The sequence below is a fragment of the Pantoea sp. X-Soil-ISGK-259 genome (genome assembly GCF_059730705.1).
On sequence record NZ_AP035986.1, the window covers coordinates 1943137 to 1964021 of the forward strand.

At 55.3% G+C, this 20885-nt stretch carries 20 protein-coding genes; 5 read left to right on the forward strand and 15 right to left on the reverse strand.

The features are described 5' to 3' along the window. Positions 1–4: 4 nt before the first annotated feature. Complete coding sequence (locus AC6I77_RS09085) at positions 5–301, reverse strand: helix-turn-helix transcriptional regulator (RefSeq protein WP_008925195.1); 297 nt, start codon at positions 299–301, stop codon at positions 5–7. Positions 302–608: 307 nt separating this feature from the next. Between AC6I77_RS09085 and AC6I77_RS09090 the strand changes: the two genes are divergently transcribed. Beyond that, a complete protein-coding gene (locus AC6I77_RS09090) occupies positions 609–944 on the forward strand; it encodes a gamma-glutamylcyclotransferase family protein (RefSeq protein ID WP_312544713.1) in 336 nt (111 codons plus the stop codon). 339 nt (positions 945–1283) lie between these two features. Here the strand turns inward: AC6I77_RS09090 and AC6I77_RS09095 are convergent, their stop codons facing one another. From AC6I77_RS09095 to hipB, 5 genes are all read right to left on the reverse strand, one after another. Beyond that, positions 1284–3329 (reverse strand): FUSC family protein, encoded by a 2046-nt coding sequence (locus AC6I77_RS09095; RefSeq protein WP_497816833.1) that lies wholly within the window; start codon positions 3327–3329, stop codon positions 1284–1286. A gap of 114 nt (positions 3330–3443) precedes the next feature. Next, positions 3444–4826, reverse strand: a complete 1383-nt coding sequence (locus tag AC6I77_RS09100; protein WP_497816834.1) for a M24 family metallopeptidase — start codon at positions 4824–4826, stop codon at positions 3444–3446. A 290-nt stretch (positions 4827–5116) separates the two neighbouring features. Then, the gene (locus tag AC6I77_RS09105; RefSeq protein WP_497816835.1) at positions 5117–5329 is read right to left on the reverse strand and encodes a type II toxin-antitoxin system MqsA family antitoxin; all 213 of its coding nucleotides are present in this window, start codon (positions 5327–5329) and stop codon (positions 5117–5119) included. Positions 5330–5427: 98 nt separating this feature from the next. Beyond that, the gene (locus AC6I77_RS09110) at positions 5428–6738 is read right to left on the reverse strand and encodes a type II toxin-antitoxin system HipA family toxin (RefSeq protein ID WP_039660229.1); all 1311 of its coding nucleotides are present in this window, start codon (positions 6736–6738) and stop codon (positions 5428–5430) included. Next, positions 6738–6986, reverse strand: a complete 249-nt coding sequence (gene hipB / locus AC6I77_RS09115) for a type II toxin-antitoxin system antitoxin HipB (protein ID WP_003853619.1) — start codon at positions 6984–6986, stop codon at positions 6738–6740. Before hipB ends, AC6I77_RS09110 begins: the two co-directional genes overlap by 1 nt. 176 nt (positions 6987–7162) lie before the next feature. Here hipB and AC6I77_RS09120 point away from each other — a divergent pair, with 176 nt between their 5' ends. After that, complete coding sequence (locus AC6I77_RS09120) at positions 7163–7600, forward strand: GNAT family N-acetyltransferase (RefSeq protein ID WP_497816836.1); 438 nt, start codon at positions 7163–7165, stop codon at positions 7598–7600. A 29-nt stretch (positions 7601–7629) separates the two neighbouring features. Here the strand turns inward: AC6I77_RS09120 and AC6I77_RS09125 are convergent, their stop codons facing one another. From AC6I77_RS09125 to AC6I77_RS09140, 4 genes are all read right to left on the reverse strand, one after another. Continuing rightward, positions 7630–8424: an inositol monophosphatase family protein gene (locus AC6I77_RS09125; protein WP_497816837.1), complete on the reverse strand. Its 795-nt coding sequence runs from the start codon at positions 8422–8424 to the stop codon at positions 7630–7632. Between the two features lie 23 nt (positions 8425–8447). Then, complete coding sequence (locus AC6I77_RS09130) at positions 8448–9509, reverse strand: ABC transporter ATP-binding protein (protein ID WP_003853623.1); 1062 nt, start codon at positions 9507–9509, stop codon at positions 8448–8450. After that, positions 9506–11731, reverse strand: a complete 2226-nt coding sequence (locus tag AC6I77_RS09135; protein WP_497816838.1) for an ABC transporter permease — start codon at positions 11729–11731, stop codon at positions 9506–9508. The genes AC6I77_RS09130 and AC6I77_RS09135 overlap by 4 nt, the downstream gene beginning before the upstream one ends. Before the next feature lie 88 nt (positions 11732–11819). After that, positions 11820–12842, reverse strand: a complete 1023-nt coding sequence (locus tag AC6I77_RS09140) for an ABC transporter substrate-binding protein (RefSeq protein ID WP_008925204.1) — start codon at positions 12840–12842, stop codon at positions 11820–11822. A 223-nt stretch (positions 12843–13065) separates the two neighbouring features. Here AC6I77_RS09140 and AC6I77_RS09145 point away from each other — a divergent pair, with 223 nt between their 5' ends. After that, the gene (locus tag AC6I77_RS09145; RefSeq protein ID WP_003853628.1) at positions 13066–14100 is read left to right on the forward strand and encodes a LacI family DNA-binding transcriptional regulator; all 1035 of its coding nucleotides are present in this window, start codon (positions 13066–13068) and stop codon (positions 14098–14100) included. A 263-nt stretch (positions 14101–14363) separates the two neighbouring features. Further along, positions 14364–15257: an SDR family oxidoreductase gene (locus AC6I77_RS09150; protein ID WP_003853629.1), complete on the forward strand. Its 894-nt coding sequence runs from the start codon at positions 14364–14366 to the stop codon at positions 15255–15257. A gap of 143 nt (positions 15258–15400) precedes the next feature. Here AC6I77_RS09150 and AC6I77_RS09155 read toward each other — a convergent pair whose 3' ends face one another. The 5 genes from AC6I77_RS09155 to AC6I77_RS09175 all read right to left on the reverse strand — a co-directional run bounded on the left by AC6I77_RS09155 (position 15401) and on the right by AC6I77_RS09175 (position 19090). Beyond that, positions 15401–15871: an RES family NAD+ phosphorylase gene (locus tag AC6I77_RS09155; RefSeq protein ID WP_003853630.1), complete on the reverse strand. Its 471-nt coding sequence runs from the start codon at positions 15869–15871 to the stop codon at positions 15401–15403. Next, positions 15871–16323 (reverse strand): Xre family toxin-antitoxin system antitoxin, encoded by a 453-nt coding sequence (locus AC6I77_RS09160; RefSeq protein WP_003853631.1) that lies wholly within the window; start codon positions 16321–16323, stop codon positions 15871–15873. Before AC6I77_RS09160 ends, AC6I77_RS09155 begins: the two co-directional genes overlap by 1 nt. 89 nt (positions 16324–16412) lie before the next feature. Further along, positions 16413–17564, reverse strand: a complete 1152-nt coding sequence (ampC, locus tag AC6I77_RS09165; RefSeq protein WP_039660221.1) for a class C beta-lactamase — start codon at positions 17562–17564, stop codon at positions 16413–16415. Between the two features lie 31 nt (positions 17565–17595). Next, positions 17596–17841: a hypothetical protein gene (locus tag AC6I77_RS09170; protein ID WP_497816839.1), complete on the reverse strand. Its 246-nt coding sequence runs from the start codon at positions 17839–17841 to the stop codon at positions 17596–17598. A 91-nt stretch (positions 17842–17932) separates the two neighbouring features. Beyond that, positions 17933–19090: a glycosyltransferase family 4 protein gene (locus AC6I77_RS09175; protein ID WP_497816840.1), complete on the reverse strand. Its 1158-nt coding sequence runs from the start codon at positions 19088–19090 to the stop codon at positions 17933–17935. A gap of 619 nt (positions 19091–19709) precedes the next feature. Here AC6I77_RS09175 and hpxO point away from each other — a divergent pair. Further along, positions 19710–20867: an FAD-dependent urate hydroxylase HpxO gene (gene hpxO, locus AC6I77_RS09180; RefSeq protein ID WP_497816841.1), complete on the forward strand. Its 1158-nt coding sequence runs from the start codon at positions 19710–19712 to the stop codon at positions 20865–20867. The last annotated feature ends 18 nt before the right edge of the window (positions 20868–20885 follow it).

Consider the following 20885-nt stretch of genomic DNA (forward strand, 5'->3'; position numbering starts at 1 on the left):
AGCGTCACCATTTCTCCCGTCTCGCAGGTGAATTTTCTAACGTCCCCTTTTCTTCTGTCTGCTTTCCTGCGGATGAGCTTATTCCCGAAGAGAGAGTCATCTCCACGCCCAGCAGTGTGAAGATTTTGAAGAGGCGTTCAATGCTGGCTCTGGCCGGGTTGGCTTCCAGACGCGCATAAGTCTGCTGAGTGACGCCTAATCGTTCAGACAGATCTTTTTGTGTCAGTCCATTTGCTTTGCGAAAACCAATAAGCAAAGGACGCAACTGACTGAGTGTTTTTATCGGATAGACATTTTTCATCGTGCGCTGACCGCTTTAACAGGTGATACAGCCTGTACGCTGTTTAATCAAAATACACTCTAAAAGCTGTTAAAGCAATATAACAGCTTAAAAGCTGTAATTTGCTAATACAGCCTTCAGGATGTTAACGACGGCTTTCCTGTTTTAAATGTGTGCTCCAGGACCGGGATGCGGGCACCAGCTGTAGAATTTTTGTGCTCCGCAGGCGCTGCTACGTCAATTCTGAATAACTGGCGTGACGTCAGGGCTGCAGAATTTATCACAACGCGTTAAAGTAACCGGCTTTGAGTCTGGAAAACGAGGAAAAATGGAACGCTTATTTGTCTATGGCACGCTCTGTCCGGGCCGCGAGAATGCCCATATTCTTGAAAACATTGGCGGCGAATGGCTGGCCGGCTCGGTAAACGGCACCTTCTATGAGCGTGGCTGGGGTGCAGCGGCTGATTTTCCTGGCATTGTTCTGGATGAACATGGCCCCGCTGTACCAGGATACTTGTTTATCTCTGAGCAGCTGGATGCGCACTGGGCAATGCTGGATGCGTTTGAAGATGGCTATGATCGCGTCGAAGTTCGCGTAACTGCCGGGGATAACCAGTATTACACTGCGTGGATTTATCAGTTACAGCCACAGGTAAACAGCTAATTCTCTCAGCCTGTAATGCGCCAGGCGCACCCTGCTCTTATTGCGAGTTTCAGCCGCTGCGTGATGCGAATTTGACGAATCCTCAAATGACGGCAACAGTGTCAGGCGGGCATGAAAAAGTATGCAACACGCTGATTTTAAATGGGTATAATGTCCGCTTTACTCAGCAATACACCCCAGCGTTTTCCTATCATCCCGGCTCGTTTTACTGTAAGACATGACAAACAGGCACCCTGTCTGACATCTTTTTTAAATTAAGATCTAATGTATGATGTAACTAAAAGGTATTCTCTTTACTACACTTCAATCCCGGTTCGAAACACCACCAGCCAGCCCCTGTTACTCCGGCCAACGCTGATGGGGAAAAAGTGATACCCGAATATTAAAAAGATGGATTAATGGCGCGACAGCTGCACTCTCCTCGCGGGCAATTTTCTCTATCCGCAACAGTAACAGATCCAGTTCATCCAGCAGATCCTGATGCGGCGCTAATTGCAGTGACTTCATTTTGCGTTTCAGATAAAGCGCCAGCTCGTGAAACATCTGACCGCTATCAATCCGATGGCTCTCCAGCACTTCCCTGTATCGTGCGTAAAAGTCATAACAGTTAGCACCCAGCCAGGTTTCGGTAATCAGATACCCACCCACCACGATATCCGGCACAGGATCGAGACGCTTACGCGGCAAAATAATGTTCACCCTGTCGAGCATTCGGGCAATAAATTGTTGCCGTGACAGCAGCGTGGCGGAATTACGTTCCACCATTTTGATAAAGCCTAACAGGTCGCGCAGTCCCCGTTGCACCGCTCTTCTGGCAATCCAGGAGGGCCGCTTATTGCGAATCAACGCCGTCAGCACCACAGCAAACATAATCCCCACCATTGAGGAGATGGCCGCGTTCAGCGTGACGATCAGGTTTGGCACATAGTGATGGCTTAAGCCGATAAAGCCGGGGATCTGAATAGCGACACTCAGCCCCACCATATTGGTTGCCGGATTAGCGATCACCAGACTTAGCAGCATCAGGCCAGGCAGCAGACAGATCATCAACGCCTGTAAGGTATTGGCCTGTGGAATCAGGAACGCGATATAAAACAGGCTGACCACCAGTGCAATCACCACCCCTTTCACGAAGAGTTTCATCGGCGTCACCGGGGAATCAACACCCGCGAAAAAAGAGCTGATAATCGCCGCCATCAAAGGCGCATTCGCCCCATCGGCCCAGCCGCTGCCAATCCAGAACAGGCTGGAGAGAAAGGTGGCCAGAAAAGCGGTCAGCGCGGACAACCGCAGCAGGCCTTTATCAATATGACGATGTTCCCGGATATTGCGGATCGCCGCCCCATCCCCGTGGCTGTAGAGATCCCCGGCTCGCGCGCTGACATTTTCATAGGCATCGGCAATACGTACAAAGTTAGCCAGCCGCTCCAGCAGACCAATCAGCAGCAGACTCTCTTCAGTTGGCAGACGCCCTGCCCGCCATTCCTCTTCCAGCGTCGCCTGACTGGAGGCAATCGCCTCACGCAGTCCGGCAATATCGTTAATACGGTCATGATGCAGCCACAACAGAAATTCCTGAAACACGTCGGTGACGCACGGCGGAAAACGAATGTTCAGTTCGGCCAGTACGCCCAGCCGTGACTCAATCGCGGTCAGCGTCGGCAGCAGATAACTCAGATGCTGATACTGCACGCTGACCAGACGGATGACATTACGCGCCGCTTCGCCCTCATAAACACAGTGTGTCAGCAATGTTTCAACATTCAGCGGATAGCCCGCCATCTGAATCAGGATATCTTCCCGCTCCAGCGATTTGTTCTTCGCCATTCCGCTGATCAGTTCATCACAGAGTTTGCGCGCGTTGAGAAACCAGTGATTAACGCTCTGCCCCAGCAGATGGTGCATCGAAACCGGAAATACCAGCCGGTGAACCAGCGTACTGCAGAGGATACCCAGCGTAATCTCCTCAATACGTGAAATGACGGTATTAATAATCGCCGACGGCGTATCCACATCAGGAAAGCCCATAATCGCCGCACTGTAACCCGCCAGCATAAAGACATAACTCTTCGGCGTGCGGTCATGCAGAGAAAGATAAAGGCAAACCGTTACCCACAGTGACACACAAAGACTGAACAATACGGGTGACTGCACGGTTTCAGGATAGATCAGCAGAATGAAGATGCCGCCAAGCAGCGTGCCCATCAGACGAAACAGTGATTTCGAGACGGTCGATGCCGCATAAAGCTGTGACGTGACAAAAACGGTGGTCAGCGCCCAGGCGGGTTTTTCGAAGTTAAGAAAGAGCGCGACAGAGAGTGCGATAAACGCGGCCAGAGAGGTTTTGCAGGCAAACAAAACCGCGTTTTTGGTAAACCATTTCATCGAATGAGAGCAACCAGGAACTTTCTGAGGCGCGTATCCTGACAGATGCGCCTCTGTTTTACTCTCAGTTAAATTTTACAAATTATTACCGGCCTCCTCAGGCCGGGTAATCGTCTACTGACGCACCAGCGCGCGGCCCTTATCCAGTAAAAAAGGGCGTAAATACCCTACCGTATTTGAGAGCAAAATCACCTCCTCCGGCAACCGGATCCTCAGCACCTCCGCCAGGTAGGTTTTGCGCTGCGTCATACGCTGCCAGACATCCGGATAAGCGCGCGCCAGCTCATCACGCAATGCCGCATCTGCCAGCCCGACCGTATCCTCAATACTGCAGCCTCCGTAACCCGATACCGACGGAATGATATCAATCTGCAGCAGCATACCGCTCTTCAGTGTCACGGCAGAGTCGGGATAGACAGGTGAGCTTAACCACTCTTCGTCAGCCACCAGATGCCCCGGATTCAGATGCCAGCCATACTCTGCTTTGGGCAACACGCTCTCAATAAGTGAATAGAGTTCGCCGCCGGTCATACCGATGTGCAGATGTTCCAGCCAGCTGACCACCGCATGATAATAGGGGATCGCCAGACGGGTTAACCAGTCCGAAACGTTACACTGTAACTCAGAAGCCTCACTGACTACATAAGCGGAACGACTTGTCAGCCCGCCTTTATAGCCGGTAGTAAGAGAAAGCTTATCGCCAGTGACTAACTGTTTATCCGATGGATATAGCCGGGCATGCGCAAAACGATCGCCGGTTGCCGCAATCGTCACCACCGTATTAGGCTGACCTTCTGCGTTAAGCTGTGCGCCTAACGCCTTCTCCGTGTTGCCTGGCTCTACGCTATCCAGCGCAGCCAGCATGGCGGTTGACGCAAGATTTGCCCCAGCCTCATAAAACGCCACTTCATCGGCGCAATTCACGCAGCGCGCACCGTTATCCGGCGAAATAAACAGCCCGGTCGCGTTAACCAGCAGCGCATCACTGCCCGCCGCCTGCGCCGCTGCAGCGTAAACGAACTGCGGCAAATCACACATTCCTTGTTGCCTGCCGGTAAACAACTTCCAGCCCACCAGCCCGGTGCGTTCTCCCGCGACAATCCCGGCCTCATTTAACAGCTGATCCAGTGGCTGCTCACCGCGCATCGGCTGATTAGGCAACGAAAAGAGCGGCGCATGCAGACAGCGCCCCGGATTGCGGGCAAAAGGCACCAGCTTTAGATTCTCATTACCCATGATATAAGTGAGAGCGCCCTGCTGATTCACCACCAGCAGCGCCTCCTCGAAGCGAGGAATGAATCCCGCCAGATACTCAAAATTGCTGCCGTGCTCTTTGTCGGCATAGATAATCAGCTGTGCAATCTTCTGCTCCTGCATGCGCTGAATAATAGCGGCCAGACGACGATGCAGCGTTTCATCAGACAACACAGGACTGGCGACACCGGGAAACACCGGCGGCGAAGCAATGACTTCCAGGGCATAGCGATTGGCATCCATAACGCACTCCAGTGTCCGCATTGACAGAGTCAGGTTCCCGTTCCCGGGGTAAACCTAATGTTTCTCCTGTAGGGTGCCACCATCACACAACTTACTCGTTGCGTGTTATCAAAAGATGGACATTCCCTTATAACGATTTGCCTGCCTTGTGCAGGCTTTTTTATGGGTGATTCGTCGCAGGAGACATTATTCGCTGTGACCGGCGAGCGACGCAGGACCCAATAAGAGTGAGCCGATCAGAAGAGTATATAAAGCGATAAGCAGAGCCCGCTTTACGCGGGCTCCTGATATTATTTGATGGGAACGCCGGCATTCTCCAGCGCTTCAGCCTTTTCGGGATACTGCTCTGCCGTGCCGGCATTCATGATCACAGCCCCGCAACGGATGCAGTGATCGCCCTTCACATCGTGCACAACATCATCCGGATTACCGGTATTGAGACTGACATCACGCGTGGCGTAAACAAACGCCTCTCCTTCACATCCCGGACACTTCATACCCATACTACTCCTTTGTTATGCCTGTCAGATAAGCATAGCTGACCCGCTTTTAACGAGACATGGGCAGACTGGCTTTTCAGCATAGTGCCAGCTCCGTGCCCTCACTCTCCATGCCGTAACCGCTCCAGCATAATCAATGCATGGCTGAAAATGGCGTCGGCGATATGCTGAGGAAAGTCGGGCGGCAACGCATCACGCACCAAAACGATTGCCTGGGGAAGCGCTTTAATGAAGAAGTCAAAGATCTGCTGCAGGCTGTCACGATCAAAACTCACCTGCTTCGCCGTGGCGATAAAATGGCGCGGGTAAATTTTGTCGATCTCCGTCCTCTTCTCCTGAGTGGCACCCAGCCCCATCGCCAGTGTCAGCGTTTGCGTGTTCATGCCGGAACCCGACTGCACCGGGTACGCGGAGATCACATCATAAAAAGGGGTCAGACGGTAACTGCCGCCGCGCTCAATAAACAGTGAGAAATTCCTGGCGTGACCGTCGGTGGCACCAATCAGCCACTGAAATACCTGGAACATCATAAAGCGATAGCGATCTTCAATGGCGTGACGTGATCCCATCAGTATCTGCATGATCTCTGCGATGCCCGGCCCGCCATCCGATTCATATTGGGTTGACGAGGTCAGTCCCAGCGCCTGACAGAAATCCTCCTGTGGCAGGCGAATCAGCCGGGTTTTGTCACGTGACCAGCGGCGATCAAAGCGCTCAACGGCGAGGGCGCGCATCTTTCCGGCCCGGATAATGGTCGCCTGCGGCACATTGATACCGAGTGCGCGGGCCAGCGTCAGACAAAGATACTCATTCTCTACGCTTTCACGCATATCCAGCGTAGCGGTCGGCTGTTTAATCTCACCGACTGGCAGCTTAATGATGTGTGAGGCAGACGTGCCCCCGGCAGGAATGCTCCAGCCTTCCTGCGTCAGCAGCAGCGCGGTTTTCTCCTGTGCACCCGCAACTGAGAGGCGGAAATCGGGCTCCTCATGCACCATTCCCAGCGGAATATCGTACCTGGCCGACAGTACGCTTTCGAGCCGGGCTTCATCCAGCACCTCATAACGAGCCTGCACGGCAGGCAATGGCCTGTCGGGCGGCAACAGCATGATTGCTCCGACGGTGTCACGTCCCACCTCCTGCAGTAAATCAAAGGGCTCACAGGATTGAGTCTGGTAACGCGCTGCGATTCTCTCACGAATCAGTGGGCTGTCCGGCAGCAGGTTATCGAAGAAGTTAATCACAGCGTGTGATGTGATCGCCTTAACCTGCAATGGCATTGAGAGTGACAGCGGCCGGGAGAGCGGATTACTCAGCCAGCCGGTATCATACTGAAACGCATGGGTGCCGTTTCGCTGCCGTGTCAGTACACCCACCCGTTCGCCGTTCATCCACGCAATCAGCCTTTGCATTACCACTCATCCTCATCATGCAAATGAGTCGCCGTGACCGCCTCTTTTTCCTGAACGGCCAGACTCACTTCCAGCGCCTGTAACAGCTTAAACAGCGTGGCCAGTGAGGTGCTGTCAGGCGCATTTTCAAAATGAGAAATGGTAGCCTGTTTCAGGCCGACCTTTTTTGCCAGCTCACTCTGCGTCCAGCCATTGCGCTGGCGGATAAACTTGAGCTGGTTTGCCAGTTGTATCGGGCTGTATATCATGGGGTGACTCCTTAAGGATCACAGGCTGTCAGCATAACGCAGATGCATTATCCTTTATAGGGGATAAAGAGAAATTATACCCGCAAAGGGATAATTTGCCTATTATACCCTACAGGGGATAAACGCTAAAATATCCCTTTAAGGGGATAAAAACACACAGATAGAAGAGACACAGAATGCACACATTTACCCTTACCTATCAGGAAAACGATAATGATCGGGACGCGTTGCTGGCAGGATTAGGCGCTTACAACCGGCAGTTTATCAGCCGCGAGAACTGGGGCCCGCTGTCGGTTTATCATAAAGATGCAGAAGGCGTGTTGCGCGGTGGAGTCATCGCCTCGCGCAAAGGCAACTGGCTCTGCATTGATTTTCTCTGGGTGGACGAAACTGTGCGTGGCAGTGGTCTGGGTCGCGCGCTGATGGAAGCCGCGGAACAGGAGGCGGCTAAGAGGGGATGTCTCTTTGCGCTGGTGGATACCTTCAGCTTTCAGGCTCTGCCGTTTTATCAGAAGCAGGGGTATCAGCAGCAGATGTCCCTGCCCGACTTTCCAGAAACCGGGATGCAGCGTCACTATCTGACGAAAACGCTCAGGGTAACAGACTCACGCTGACCGCCATTAAAGCAGTCAGCGTGACAGCGTCACAAACCCGCAATACGCTTAAGGTCTGCTTCGGCGCCGGGAGCAACGGCCAGAACCTGCGCCCCTTTGATGATGCGGTCGCCTTCGGTATTGAACGGGTGGTACCAGCCGCCCGCCTCTTTCACCAGACAGTAACCCGCCAGGCAATCCCAGGCGTGCATATAGGGTTCGTAATATCCCACAACCCGACCGGCGGCGACCCACGCCAGCATCAGCGCGCCCGAACCAATGCGGATAAAGTTACCGCCCGCCGACAGCAGCGCCGCCACAATCTCGCCAACCTGCTGCGGACTGACATAACTGTTAGCGCCAAAGCCGGTAACATGGTTTTGCAGTGTGCGGGTGGGATCAACCTGCAGACGACGACCGTTCAGCGTCGCGCCCTGCCCCAGTGCCGCCACATAGCACTCCTCATAAGTGGGTGCGAAAATCACACCGATAACCGGCACATCGCCACGCAGCACTGCCACCGAAACGCACCAGCTCGGCATCCCATTGAGAAACGGGCTGGTGCCATCGATCGGATCAACCACCCAGGTGTAGTCAGAGTGTCCCGCCTGCAGCCCCGACTCCTCACCCAGAAAGCCATCATCGGGAAACGCATCCTTTATGCGGCTGGCGATCAACTGCTCTACTTCACGGTCGGCAATTGACACCACATCCTGCAAATCGTACTTGGTCTCTACCACCAGCGTGTCGCGACGGTTAAACCAGCCTAGCGCTTTCGCGCCACCTTCGCGGGCCACAGCCTCCGCTAAAGCCAGTCGCGCCATTATTTCATCATGCGATGCCATGCAAACTCCTCGGGTTAATCAGATTAACGGGCAATCAGGGCAAGGCCCTGCGGCTTAAAGTTGACGCCTACCAGGGTGGCGAGAGGCAGACGCTGTTCCATCTGCGGATCGATAATGAACAACGCGCCCAGCTCGGTCGCGACTTCATATTCAATATGGTCACCCAGCCAGGTGCTGTGGATCACTTCACCCTGCAACGCGCCCTGGCCATCGCCAGACAACGTAATAAACTGGGGTCTCACCGCCAGCTGGGCACTGCCGGTTTTAGCGCCCGCACCCCGCACCCGAAAGCGCTGGTTACCCAGACGAACCAGTGCGTCATCTGCATCCGCCTGCTCCACTTCACAGGGCAGAATATTGGCTTCCCCCATAAAGTCCGCAATAAAGACCGAGTTGGGCGAATGATAAAGCGTCTCCGGCGCGCCCTGCTGGGCAATATCCCCCTCTTTCATGACAATAATCTTATCGGAGACTGCCAGCGCCTCTTCCTGATCATGGGTGACATAGACCGCCGTAAATCCGAGCCGCTGCTGCAAATCACGGATATCGGTGCGCACCCGACGGCGCAGACGCTCATCAAGGTTCGACAACGGCTCATCGAGCAGCAGCACCTGCGGTTCCAGCACCAGCGCACGCGCTACCGCAATACGCTGCTGCTGTCCGCCAGAAAGTTCAGACGGCAACCGCTCTCCCTGACTCTCTAACCCCACCAGCTTCAGCCCCTCACGCGCCCTGTCCTGCGCTTCGCGTTTGTTCATGCCCGAGGAGAGCAGCCCGTAAAGAATGTTGTCGATAGCGTTCATGTGGGGAAACAGCGCGTATGACTGAAACACCATCGCCACATCCCGTTCGTTAGCGGGCAGATGCGTTACCTCTTTGCCGCCAATCAGAATCCTTCCCGAGGTGGGATGCTCCAGCCCGGCCAGTAGCCGCAGCGTGGTAGTCTTGCCGCAGCCGGACGGCCCGAGCAGCGTCACCAGCGTGCCTGGCTCTACGGTGAGCGACAGATCCGGCACGGCGGTAAAACCAGCAAAACGCTTCGCGACATGTTCAAACACCACCGATCCGGCGTTAATGGTCGTCATAGGGCTCTCTCCTGAGTCAGTGTGGAGGCAGAAGGTGCGGTAACCATCACCGCCGGTTGGGTTGTACGGCGCAGGCGACGTTCGCCCACCAGCAGCTGGAACAGGCCTATGATTAGCAGCATCACGACAATCAATACCGACGAGTAGGCAATGGCGACGCCATACTCACCGTTCTCCACCAGCCCGACGATGTAAGAGGTCGCCATGTTGTACTGGGCGCTGACCAGGAAAATCACCGCGCTGATCGAGGTTATCGCCCGCACAAAGGCATAGACCAGCGCGGCGCTGATCGCCGGTTTCAGCAACGGCAGCACGACTTTGCGCAGCGTCCGAAAACTGTTAGCGCCCAGCGTCAGTGAGGCTTCATCCAGGCTTTTATCCAGCTGGCTCATCGCCGCAATCCCGCCACGCACGCCGACCGGCATATTACGGAAGACAAAGCAGGCGATCAGGATCATCGCGGTACCGGTCATCTCCAGCGGCGGCAGGTTATAGGCCATGACATAACTCACGCCGATGACCGTACCGGGAATGGCAAAGCTCAGCATCAGCATGAATTCAAAGGTCTGACGGCCGGCAAACTTCTGCCGCACAAGCAGCCAGGCCGTCAGCAGCCCCACAATGGCCGTGAGCGGCGCAGCGATAAGGGCAATCTCCAGCGTGGTCCAGAAGGAGTTCCAGGCGACGCCGCGCCAGACCAGCTGCCCCTGATTGACGCTGACGCTGAAGGCGCGAATGTAGTGATCCAGCGTCAGGTTGTTATTCAGCCCCCACGACTGTACAAAGCCGCCAATCATGATCATGCCGTAGATCACCAGCGTGAAGAGTCCCCACGGGATGACCATGCCATAGACGCTGTAGCGCACCGGACGCGGCAGCATCACGTGACGGCCACCGTCGCCTTTGCCGGTGACGGTGGCAAAGCTTTTTCCGGCGAGCCAGACGCGCTGCACCAGAAAAGCGGTCAGCGTAAAGCCCAGCAGGATCATCGCCAGCACCGCCGCGCGGCTCGGGTCGTTCTGTGCGCCGACCACAGAGAAGAAGATTTCGGTGGAGAGCACGCCATGACTGCCACCCAGCACCATCGGGTTACCGAAATCGGCCATGCTTTCGATAAAGCTGATCAGGAAGGCGTTGGCCAGACCGGGCGCCATCAGCGGCAGCGAGATGCGGGAGAAGGTGCGCCAGCGACTGGCGCGCAGCGTCTGAGAGGCCTCTTCCAGTGACGGACTGACACCCTCGACCACGCCAATCAGCACCAGGAAAGCGATAGGGGTAAACGACAGCACCTGCGCAATCCAGATGCCGGTCAGGCCATAGAGCCAGCGGCCCGGTTCGATGCCGAACAGCGTTGCCAGTGATTCTGTTACGACACCGGAGCGGCCAAACAGCAGGATAAGCGCCAGTCCGATAACAAACGGTGGTGTGATAATCGGCAGAATGGTCAGCATCCGCAGCGCTTTCTTGCACGGCAGCGACGTGCGCGTAGCCGCCAGCGCAAAAGCCAGCCCCAGCAGCGTCGAACCGCTGGCGGTCATCAGCGCCAGTCCCAGCGTGCGCCAGGCCGTGCCGCAGGTGCCACCGGTGAAACAGGAGAGACTCCAGATCGCAGGGTCCTGCATATTGGCAATCAGCCCATCCGGTTTGAAGCTGCCATCAATATCCTGCACCGAGGCGACAAACAGGCTCAGCACCGGATAGAGCACAAAGGTGGTCACCAGCGCCACCAGCAGTACAATCGACGCCACGACAAAGGCATCACCTTTCAGCACACCCCGCTCCGCCAGGGCAAATGCGAAGATCAGCAAAAACACGGTCAGCAGCAGCAACGCGCCCGCGCCCATTGCTGGCTGGCCCAATGCCTGCGGACCCGCGATATGTTCCAGCCACAGCCAGTTCCAGCCACTGAAACCAATGGCATGCCCTTCCAGCACCAGAAACAGGATGCCCGTGACGCTGAAAAGCAGCAGGAGCGTGCTACGCGTGCGGCCCGGCGGCAGAAAGACGCTGGCCGCAGAGAGAAGCCACAGCGCGACAGCAATACTCAGCCAGCTGCGTAACGCGAGCTGCCCCAGCGCCGGTGCACTGTTCTCATCGGTCCATAAGCTGAACAGCCACTCTCCGCTGAAGAAGCCCTGCTCCAGGCTGTACCAGGGCAGCAGCGTCAGCGCGACGGCGCCCGCCAGCAGCGCCGCGGTTAAGCGACGATTGTGCGCATTCATAAATTACCTCGATCAGGAAGCGGGCATCAGGCTTACGCCACCGCGGTCTGGCAACGGCCCGGCTCAGGCGGCCGGGACAACCCCACTGTTATTGCGCGCTGGCACCAATCTCTTTATCCCAGCGGCCCAGCAGCGCTTTACGTTTTGCCGAATCGCCATAGGTTTTGAAGTCATAATCGATCAGTTTGATGTTCTCGAAACGCGGCGCATATTCAGAGATCTCCGCCTGACGGTTGGAAGGGAGCTGGAACGATTTCGCCTCTTTCATGTGTGATTGCGCCTCAGCGCTCAGCGCCCAGTCATACCAGACTTTGGCATTTGCCAGATTTCGTGCTCCTTTGATGATCGACATTGAACCAATCTCATAGCCAGTGCCTTCACAGGGCGCGACGGGCTTAATCGGGAAGCCATCCACTTCCATCGCTACGGCATCGTGCATAAAGACAATCCCGAGGGTGGTTTCACCGCGCGCAGCGGCTTTGACCGGCGCAGAGCCGGACTTGGTGTATTGCGAGATGTTGGCGTTAAGCTTCTTCAGATAATCGAAGGCTTTGTCTTCACCCATAATCTGCACCAGCGTCGCCAGGGTGTTATAGGCCGTGCCGGAGGAGTTGGGATTGGCGATCTGAATCTCACCTTTAAAACCCGGGTCGAGCAGGTCAGCCCAGCAGGCCGGGACCTTCAGCTTTTTCTCCGCCAGCAGCTTCGTGTTATAGCCCCAGCCCAGCGCACCGGCGTAGACGCCCACGGTGCGATAACCGGAGATTTCCGCCACTTTTTGTGACCAGGGTTGTTGCTGATCGAGCAAAGGGGATTTATAGGCCTGGGTTAAGCCCTCTTCGGCAGCCTGCATGTGCGGATCCCCGGTGCCGGCCCACCAGATATCGGTACGGGGATTGCGTGCTTCACTGCGGATACGGGCATAGGCTTCACCGGCAGAGAGCCGCACCATGCTGAGTTTGATATCAGGATGGCTCTGGCTGAACAGCGTGGTCATCTGTTCACACACCACCACATCCGCTGAGCAGATCATGTTAAGGCCGGCCGCCGAGGCAGCAAACGGCATCATAGGGCAGACAATGACAGCAGCGAGCAGAGAGGAATAACGCATGATGTTCTCCTGGGGCTGGATGACGCAGGTGCGCCAGCTATTGCACATGTGTGCAAACGTATGCGCAAAGTAGTACGGCGAGCTGTTGACACTGTCAATTCGGTTGTTACGCAATTGTCAGGCGCTGTCACAAATTTGAAACACTTTACGTGCAGCCATGTTTTGCACAGCCTTGCAATTTCAGGCAGACTCAGTGCAGACAACGGTGGGACGGGGAAATAAGATGCAGCAGCTTAAAGCGGTGGTAAGCGCACAGGATGTCGCAGACCGGGCGGGCGTTTCCCGTTCAGCGGTCTCCCGCACCTTTACGCCAGGTGCCAGCGTGTCGGAGGCCACCCGTCAGCGGGTGATGAAAGCGGCAGAAGAGCTGGGCTATCACGTCAACCATCTGGCACGGGGTCTGGTTCGCAACCGCAGCGGCATTGTCTGTTTAATTGCCTCCGAAGTGGATACGCCCTACCGTGCCAGCCTGGTGCGCTGGATGACCCAGTACCTGCAGGAAGCGGGAAAAGTGGCGATGCTGATTAACACCGACCGCTCGGATGCGCGCGTTTCCGCCGCGCTGCAACAGGCGATTAATTTTCGCGCCGACGCCTCCATTATTCTTTCAGGTATGCCTGACAGCGGCATTACCCGCCTCTGCTACAAACATGGCCAGCACCTGGTGCTGATTAATCGCGATGAGTCTTTGCCCGGTACGCTCAATATTAATCTCGACTCCGGCCCGGCAGCGGAAATGGCGGTCAACGCATTTGTGCGGGCGGGCTGCAACCGCATCGCTTTCGTGAATTCGCTGGCGGGAACACCCAGCCTGCTGAAGCGCGAAGCCGATTTTCTGGCCGCGGCGCAGAAAGCGGGCGTCGCGGTTCAGGTCGAGCGGTTCGGCTCCACCTCCTATGAAAGCGGACAGATTCTGGCTCAGCGTCTGCTGACCCGAAAAGTTCGCCCTGACGCGGTTTACTGCGCCACCGACCTGCTCGCCTGTGGCTTTATGGATGAAGCGCGTCACCGCTTTGCGCTGCGTATTCCGGAGGATCTCTGCATCATGGGGCACGACAATATTCCGCAGTCGGGCTGGTCCTCTTACAACCTCACCACCTTCGCGCAGCCGGTGGAGCAGTTCGCCCGCGATGCGATTGCCTGGCTGGTGGAGACGGAAGCGCAACCGGAGACACTGATGCCGAAGAATGAACAGCAGCAGGAGCGCAGAATATACCCGGTGGATGTCGTCTGGCGGGGTTCAGTACGCGGCGGATAACCGCCTTTTTTTATTTTCTGCCGATGCGCTTTATTCGCTGTAATAATAACCAAAACCCGCCACGCTTCGTTTTAAATATCCCCTTCCCGCGCAGAAAAATAATCGGAGGCTCCGGCACAGTTTTCTGATTTCATGACTACGCTTTATCAGCATTATTAATTTCTTCTGGTTTTACCTGCTCAATGAATCAGCAGTCAGATGTGACAAATATCACATTTGTGCCAGGCTTAATGTCTCAGATAACGTTGTTCAAGGAGCATACAATGGCGACACCCACTAACAAGACGCTCGATCTGGATCAATTCCCTAAACCTCCTTTTGAGGATCAGCCACAACAGGCACCAGGCCTGGCCAGCAAAATGATCCCGGTTCCCGATCACGGTGAAACCAGCTATCGCGGCACAGGCAGACTGACTGGCCGTAAGGCGCTTATCACCGGTGGTGACTCCGGCATTGGCCGCGCGGTAGCTATCGCTTATGCCCGCGAAGGCGCAGACGTAGTGATCAATTACCTGCCTGAAGAACAGCCCGACGCTGATGAAGTGGTTAAATTAATCGAAGCGGAAGGCCGTAAAGTTTTCGCTATTCCGGGCGATATTCGTTCTGAAGAATTTTGTCAGCAATTGGTTAAAGACGCAGCCGATAAATTAGGCGGTCTGGATATTCTGGTGAATAACGCCGGTCGTCAGCAATTTAATGAGTCCATCCGTACCCTGAGTACGGAAGATTTTGATGCGACGTTTAAAACTAACGTGTATGCCATGTTCTGGATCACCAAAGCGGCGCTGGAATATCTGCCACGCGGTGCATCCATTATTAATACTTCTTCGGTTCAGGCGTTTAAACCCAGCGATATTCTGCTGGATTATGCGCAGACCAAAGCCTGCATTGTCGCCTTTACGAAATCACTGGCTAAACAGCTGGGTGGCGAGGGTATCCGGGTCAATGCTGTTGCCCCAGGTCCTTACTGGACGCCGCTGCAGTCCAGCGGTGGACAGCCAATGGAGAAAGTGAAACAGTTTGGCGCCGATTCACCGATGGGTCGCCCGGGCCAGCCGGTTGAAATCGCCCCGCTCTATGTCACGCTGGCCTCAACCGAAAGCAGCTACTCTTCCGGTCAGGTCTGGTGCTCTGATGGCGGTACCGGCACGCTGTAACAATATCCCGATGGCCGCGTTATGCGGCCATTTTTTTGTCCCGCTTTCTTTCGTTTCGTTACCCAGCCGCCACGGTGGCAACCGAATGGCATTGGTGTGCCTGTTCAGATTGCGCGAGGTGACCGGGAAAGCCTGTTAGCGCCCTACTGCAGCCGGAAGCGCGGATCGAAGAAAAACGGCTCCACCACCACCTTGCTGACGATGCCGGCCGCCGCCGGATGACGGGGATTGAACAACGCATTCCACTCACCGGTCAGCGTGCTGGGCACCTTGAGCACCAGGCCGTTGTCCGGGCTGGCGAGCCAGTCGTCTCCAATCTGCCGTGTAGAGGCGGGTGCAGGATCGGTCTGCCAGTCGTCGGGCAATGCCGACAGCGAGAGCTCGGTGATCAGAGCCTCTGGCACACTAATCGCCAGCATAGCGTAGTCATGCGCCAGATCCTGAATGGTGAGATGCACTAAGGCCTCCAGCACACACAGCGCCCGGCTCGATCCCATATAAACACAAACCGTGCCCACAGAGTTCCAGCGCCCGCCATAAGTACGGGCACCAAACCCATCAAAAGCGGTCATTGCATATTCACGCTTCACCAGACGGTAAAAAGGCACCGCCATCAGGTAATCACGCCATGCTCAAGCTGACCAATCAGGTTAATGACCGCTTCTGCACCCGCTACCGTGGTGGTCATTTCCGCCGGTTTTTTACCTCCCAGCGCTTTAGCCGGCGTTTCCAGCCACTGCACCAGGCGCTGCCTGTCGTCGCGGAACAGTTTACTGGCGGCAGAGAGAACACGAATCAGCATGTAGATGCGTCCGCTCTGGTCGGGCGAAAAGGTCTGATCAGGATCTTTCACTTTGCGGTTATAGGTGGTGCGGTCAATGCCCGCCAGACGGCATAGCCAGCCTTCGTCAAAGGTGGACAATGACGCCGTGCGTTTCAGCACGCCGCTGCTGAACCCCACTGCAATTCGCTGGTGCGCATCGGGCAGCGTATCCGGCAGGTTCAGTGCATGCAGCAACGACGTATCGCGACGATGCTGAGCGGGTGTATAGATGGCGATGGACATAGCAGCCCTCCTGTTCATTTGATTTTTATTTTAGCTCAAATGAACAGGAGGTGCCAGCCTTACCCCGTCGCAGAGTAAGCAGATAGGTATTAAGGCGTGCCCTGATGTAACGCCTGCAGAATCTGCCAGGCGGCCTTTATGCGCAGCGGATTGGGGTAATTTTTGTTGGCGAGCATCACTATGCCGCTGTTCTGCTCAGGGATAAACGCGATATAAGCACCGAATCCATTGGTGGCACCGGTCTTATGCACCCAACTGGCGTTCAGTGAGGGCCCGACCGGATTTAGCAGGGTCGCTGGCCGCGGTTGTAACGCAACACCATTGTCACTGTCGCTGATGATGGTGTCGGCAGTGGCAGGCAAATCATAGATCTCCCAGCCCAGTCCCTGCCAGAAACTGCCGATTTTGAAATAGCGCGACTGTGCGGTGCGGATAGCATTACGCAACACAGTGTTGCCCGAGGAGAGGCGATTAGGATCGACGTTGGCCTGCATAAAGGTCAGCATGTCACGCGCGGTGGATTTAACGCCGTACGCTTCGGCATCCAGCATGCCGGGGGAAACCCGAACCGGCTGACCCTTTTTATAGCCCCACGCGTAGTCCAGCATCATTGAGGGCGGCACGGTGATATAAGTGCGCGTCAGCCGCAGCGGCTGAAACACATTACGCGCCATCGCCTGCTCATAATCACCCTTCACCATCAGCGAGCCAAACAGACCGATACTGGCGTTAGAGTACTGACGAAGCGTGCCTGGTGATGCTTTTGGCTGCCATTCCTGATAAAAGCGCAGCAGTGAGGTCTGATCGGTAACCTCATCCGGCAGCTGTAAAGGTAAGCCACCGGCGGTATAGGTCGCCAGGTGCAGCATCCTCACCGGACGCCATTGTTCACCGGTCAGCTGCGGCCAGTATTTCTGTACGGGATCATTGAGGCGAATGTCACCGTTGCGGATCAGGATACCTGCCAGCGTACCGGTAAACGTTTTGCTCACCGAACCCAGCTCAAACAGCGTATTTTCCGTCACCTGGCGGCCTGATGCGAGATCGGCCACGCCGAGGTTCACAAACTGCGCCCGGCCCTTGTAAAGCACCGCCACCGACATGCCCGGGATCGCCTGCTGCTCCATCAGCGGTTCGATCGCGGCTTTAACCAGAGAAGTGACCTGCTGTGAAGAGAGATCGGCGGCAACACAGCTGGCAGAAAGAGACAGTAAAGCAAAATAAAACACAGACTTTTTCATTGGCAACTAAAGGCTTCTTCACTGAAATGAATTATTTACACTGGCTGGCACACGCCTGTACGCACATCTGCGCCTCTGAACTGCAGACACCGTTTTCACGGGTGTTGCAGTGTGACTGTTCGACGTAGCAGTTGGTCTGACAGGCGGAGACATCACAGCGGGCTGCCGCAGGGGTCAGCTGAACCAGAGGCGCGCGGGCCGGAAAAACCGGTGCGGGCTGAGCGAAGGCGCTGCTGCCCAGTAATCCGGACAGCAGCAGAGTGAGGATAATTTTCATAAGAGTTCTCCAGTGGGACGCTGCGCTAAGTATGGCTAGTCTGGCGCGCGCCGTCAGAGAAATCTAATCAAATTGAGACACCAGGAGGATGTTAAGTGGCATTCACTACGCCACGACGGTAAATATCGTTGAGCCGGGCAATGTAGCGCCCGGTATCATGCTGCTCTTTGATGCGCAGAATCGCCGCCTCGCCTTTCTCCTGCAGCATCTCAGGACGTTCGATGATGGCGAGCAGCGTGGATTTAAGCCCTTCCACCAGGGACTGTCGCAGCTGCGTTTTCTGCTCTGTTGACGTAATGCTGTATTCACGGTCCGCGTTCAGCGGACCCGCCAGCACCCAGCCCGCGCTATCCGGGTTAATTTCTGGCAATGCACGCACGTTGCTGGTGATCACCGGGCAGCCATTAGCCTGCATTTCCAGTACAGAAAACCCGTAGGTTTCCTGCCAGGTCGGTAACAGGCCGGCATCGCTCTGGCGGAACAGCTGCATTAGCGCACTGTTTTCCATCTGGGTATGATGCGTAAAGCAGCGATGGCGTTTGATGCGATTCTCAATGTCGCGGTAAAAAGCCTCGTCATCCTGGAACTGGCGGTGAGCAACGTTGCGGCGCTTAGCGAGATCACCAATCAGCTGCACATCCAGCTGCGACGCATCCAGCCGCTTCTCTTCAATCAGCTCACTGATAGCCAGCACCACTTCGGCTCCGCCTTTGCGGTAGAACTCGTTACCGGCAAAAATCAGCCTGAGCGTACCTGACTGGCGTGGCGCTTTTTGCTGAACAAACAGCGTCTGTGGCGGATGCAGCACCACGGTTTTACGCTGAATCTGCCGGGCGACATCCGCTTTGAACAGCTTCATCTGAATGTTCAGCGTGGCGTCGGAAATGGCAATCAGCCCCAGGCAATTGTCTTTTAACAGATAGGGGATCAGGCGTTGCAGCTCAGGGTTATCCTGCTTGGCTACGCCAGCCACCGGCAGCACGCGCGGCAGCTCAGTCTCAAATGAGGCGACCCACTTCTGTCGGGTAATCGCAACCTCATTAAACAGATGCAGGATGTCAGCCCGCGCTGCCCCTGAAAAAGGCACAGGCTGAAAGACAAAGGTTTTGTTTTTCTTGAGCAATCGGGTTCGTAACGGGTTGATAAAATAGAAAAGATTTCTCTTTTTCAGATTGATGTACTGGTTTTCCGGATTAACTAAAATATTACGTTGCTCCGGATACTGGTTATTCGTGATTCCAACTTTCATGGTCGTTTTCCAGAGTCCTTTATGTCCACAGTGATCTATATCACGCGATCGTGCCAGATGCGTTTGAGCAATATCCTAAAAGACCGTTTCGCCTCGAAATAATTAACCTTACTAATCAATAAAAGCCATAACCGGAAGGCCTTCGTCGTGCCTGCGCGCCTGTACTGAACAAGGCTTTCTGATAACGTCACAGCGCATTATTGTCCGATAAAGAGGCAAAGCCACGGAAAAGGGTGTGCTGTGTGTCATGAGAATATGACGCTGCCCGGGCGGGCTGATTTCAGGGAAGCGGGTGATTTAGTTTATAATTTTTAAACAAATTAAAACGGGTATAAGGCTAAGCCGCCGACAATGCACGCTGAAGGATAAATGGCTCTGAAACTGACCGACTGCACCTGATGAATGATGAAACAATCGATGCAGAAAAAATGATCACTGCACCCTTTTGATTCGACCTTTTGCCACATTTAAGTGCATGAGGTCAGCAATCAGACGACGCAGCCACCTCAGAGATTATATGTCAACGTACTGATTAACCTGTTTTTTCTACTCACTCTCCCTGTAGGCCTCCCTCTGGTACAAAAGTTGCAGGAAAAGTCTATGCAGACAGGAGAGCATTATGAAAGCAATCGTGATTGGTGGCGGTATTGGCGGAATGAGCAGCGCCATTGCGCTGGAGAAAGCCGGAATTGACGTGGAAGTTTACGAAGCGGTGCAGGAAATGAAGCCTGTCGGCGCGGCGATTTCCATCTGGCCCAACGGCGTTAAATGCCTGAATGCGCTGGGAATGAAAGCCGCGCTGCGTGAGCTGGGCGGTAACATGGCCTTTATGGCTTATCACGACGGCGCGACCGGCGTACCTCTGACCCGCTTCAGCATGGCGCCGTTGGTTCAACAGGTTGGTGAATACCCTTATCCGGTAGCGCGTGCAGAGCTGCAGGCGATGCTGATTGATACCTTTGGCCGTGAACGGGTCCAGTTTGGTAAGCGGGTGATCCAGGTTGAACAGACCGCAGACGGCGTGATCGCCACCTTTTCTGACAACAGTCAGGCCACCGGCGATTTTCTGATTGCTGCCGATGGCACCCATTCGGTGATTCGTGAATATGTGCTGGAAGAGAAGCTGGAGCGCCGTTACGCCGGTTACGTTAACTGGAATGGGCTGGTCACCATTGACGAGCGGATTGCACCCGCCGATCAGTGGACTACCTTTGTCGGTGACGGCAAACGCGTTTCGCTGATGCCGGTCAGCGGTAATCGCTTCTACTTCTTCTTTGATGTGCCGCTGCCGAAAGGTCTGCCGCAGGATCGCATCACCGTGAAAGCCGATTTAACCGGCTACTTCCAGGGCTGGGCGGAGTCGGTACAGCAGCTGATCGCGGCGATTAATCCCGACACCACCAACCGGGTTGAGATCCACGACATTGAACCCTTTAGTCGCTTTGTGAAAGGACGCGTTGCTCTGCTGGGTGATGCAGCCCACAGCACCACCCCCGATATTGGTCAGGGCGGCTGCGCGGCGATGGAAGATGCTGTGGTGCTGGCGTCGACGCTGGCCTCACATTCGCTGGGCATCGAAGATGCGCTGCTACGCTATCAGGCGCGCCGCGTTGAGCGGGTCAAAGATCTGGTGCTGAAAGCGCGCAAACGCTGTGATGTCACCCATGCTCGCGACCCGGCGGTCACGGCAGAGTGGTATCAGTCACTGAAAAACGAAACCGGTGAGCGGGTGCTGGCCGGAATGTGCGAAACCATTGAAGGTGGCCCGCTGGGCTAGCCCCAATAACAAAAGGGC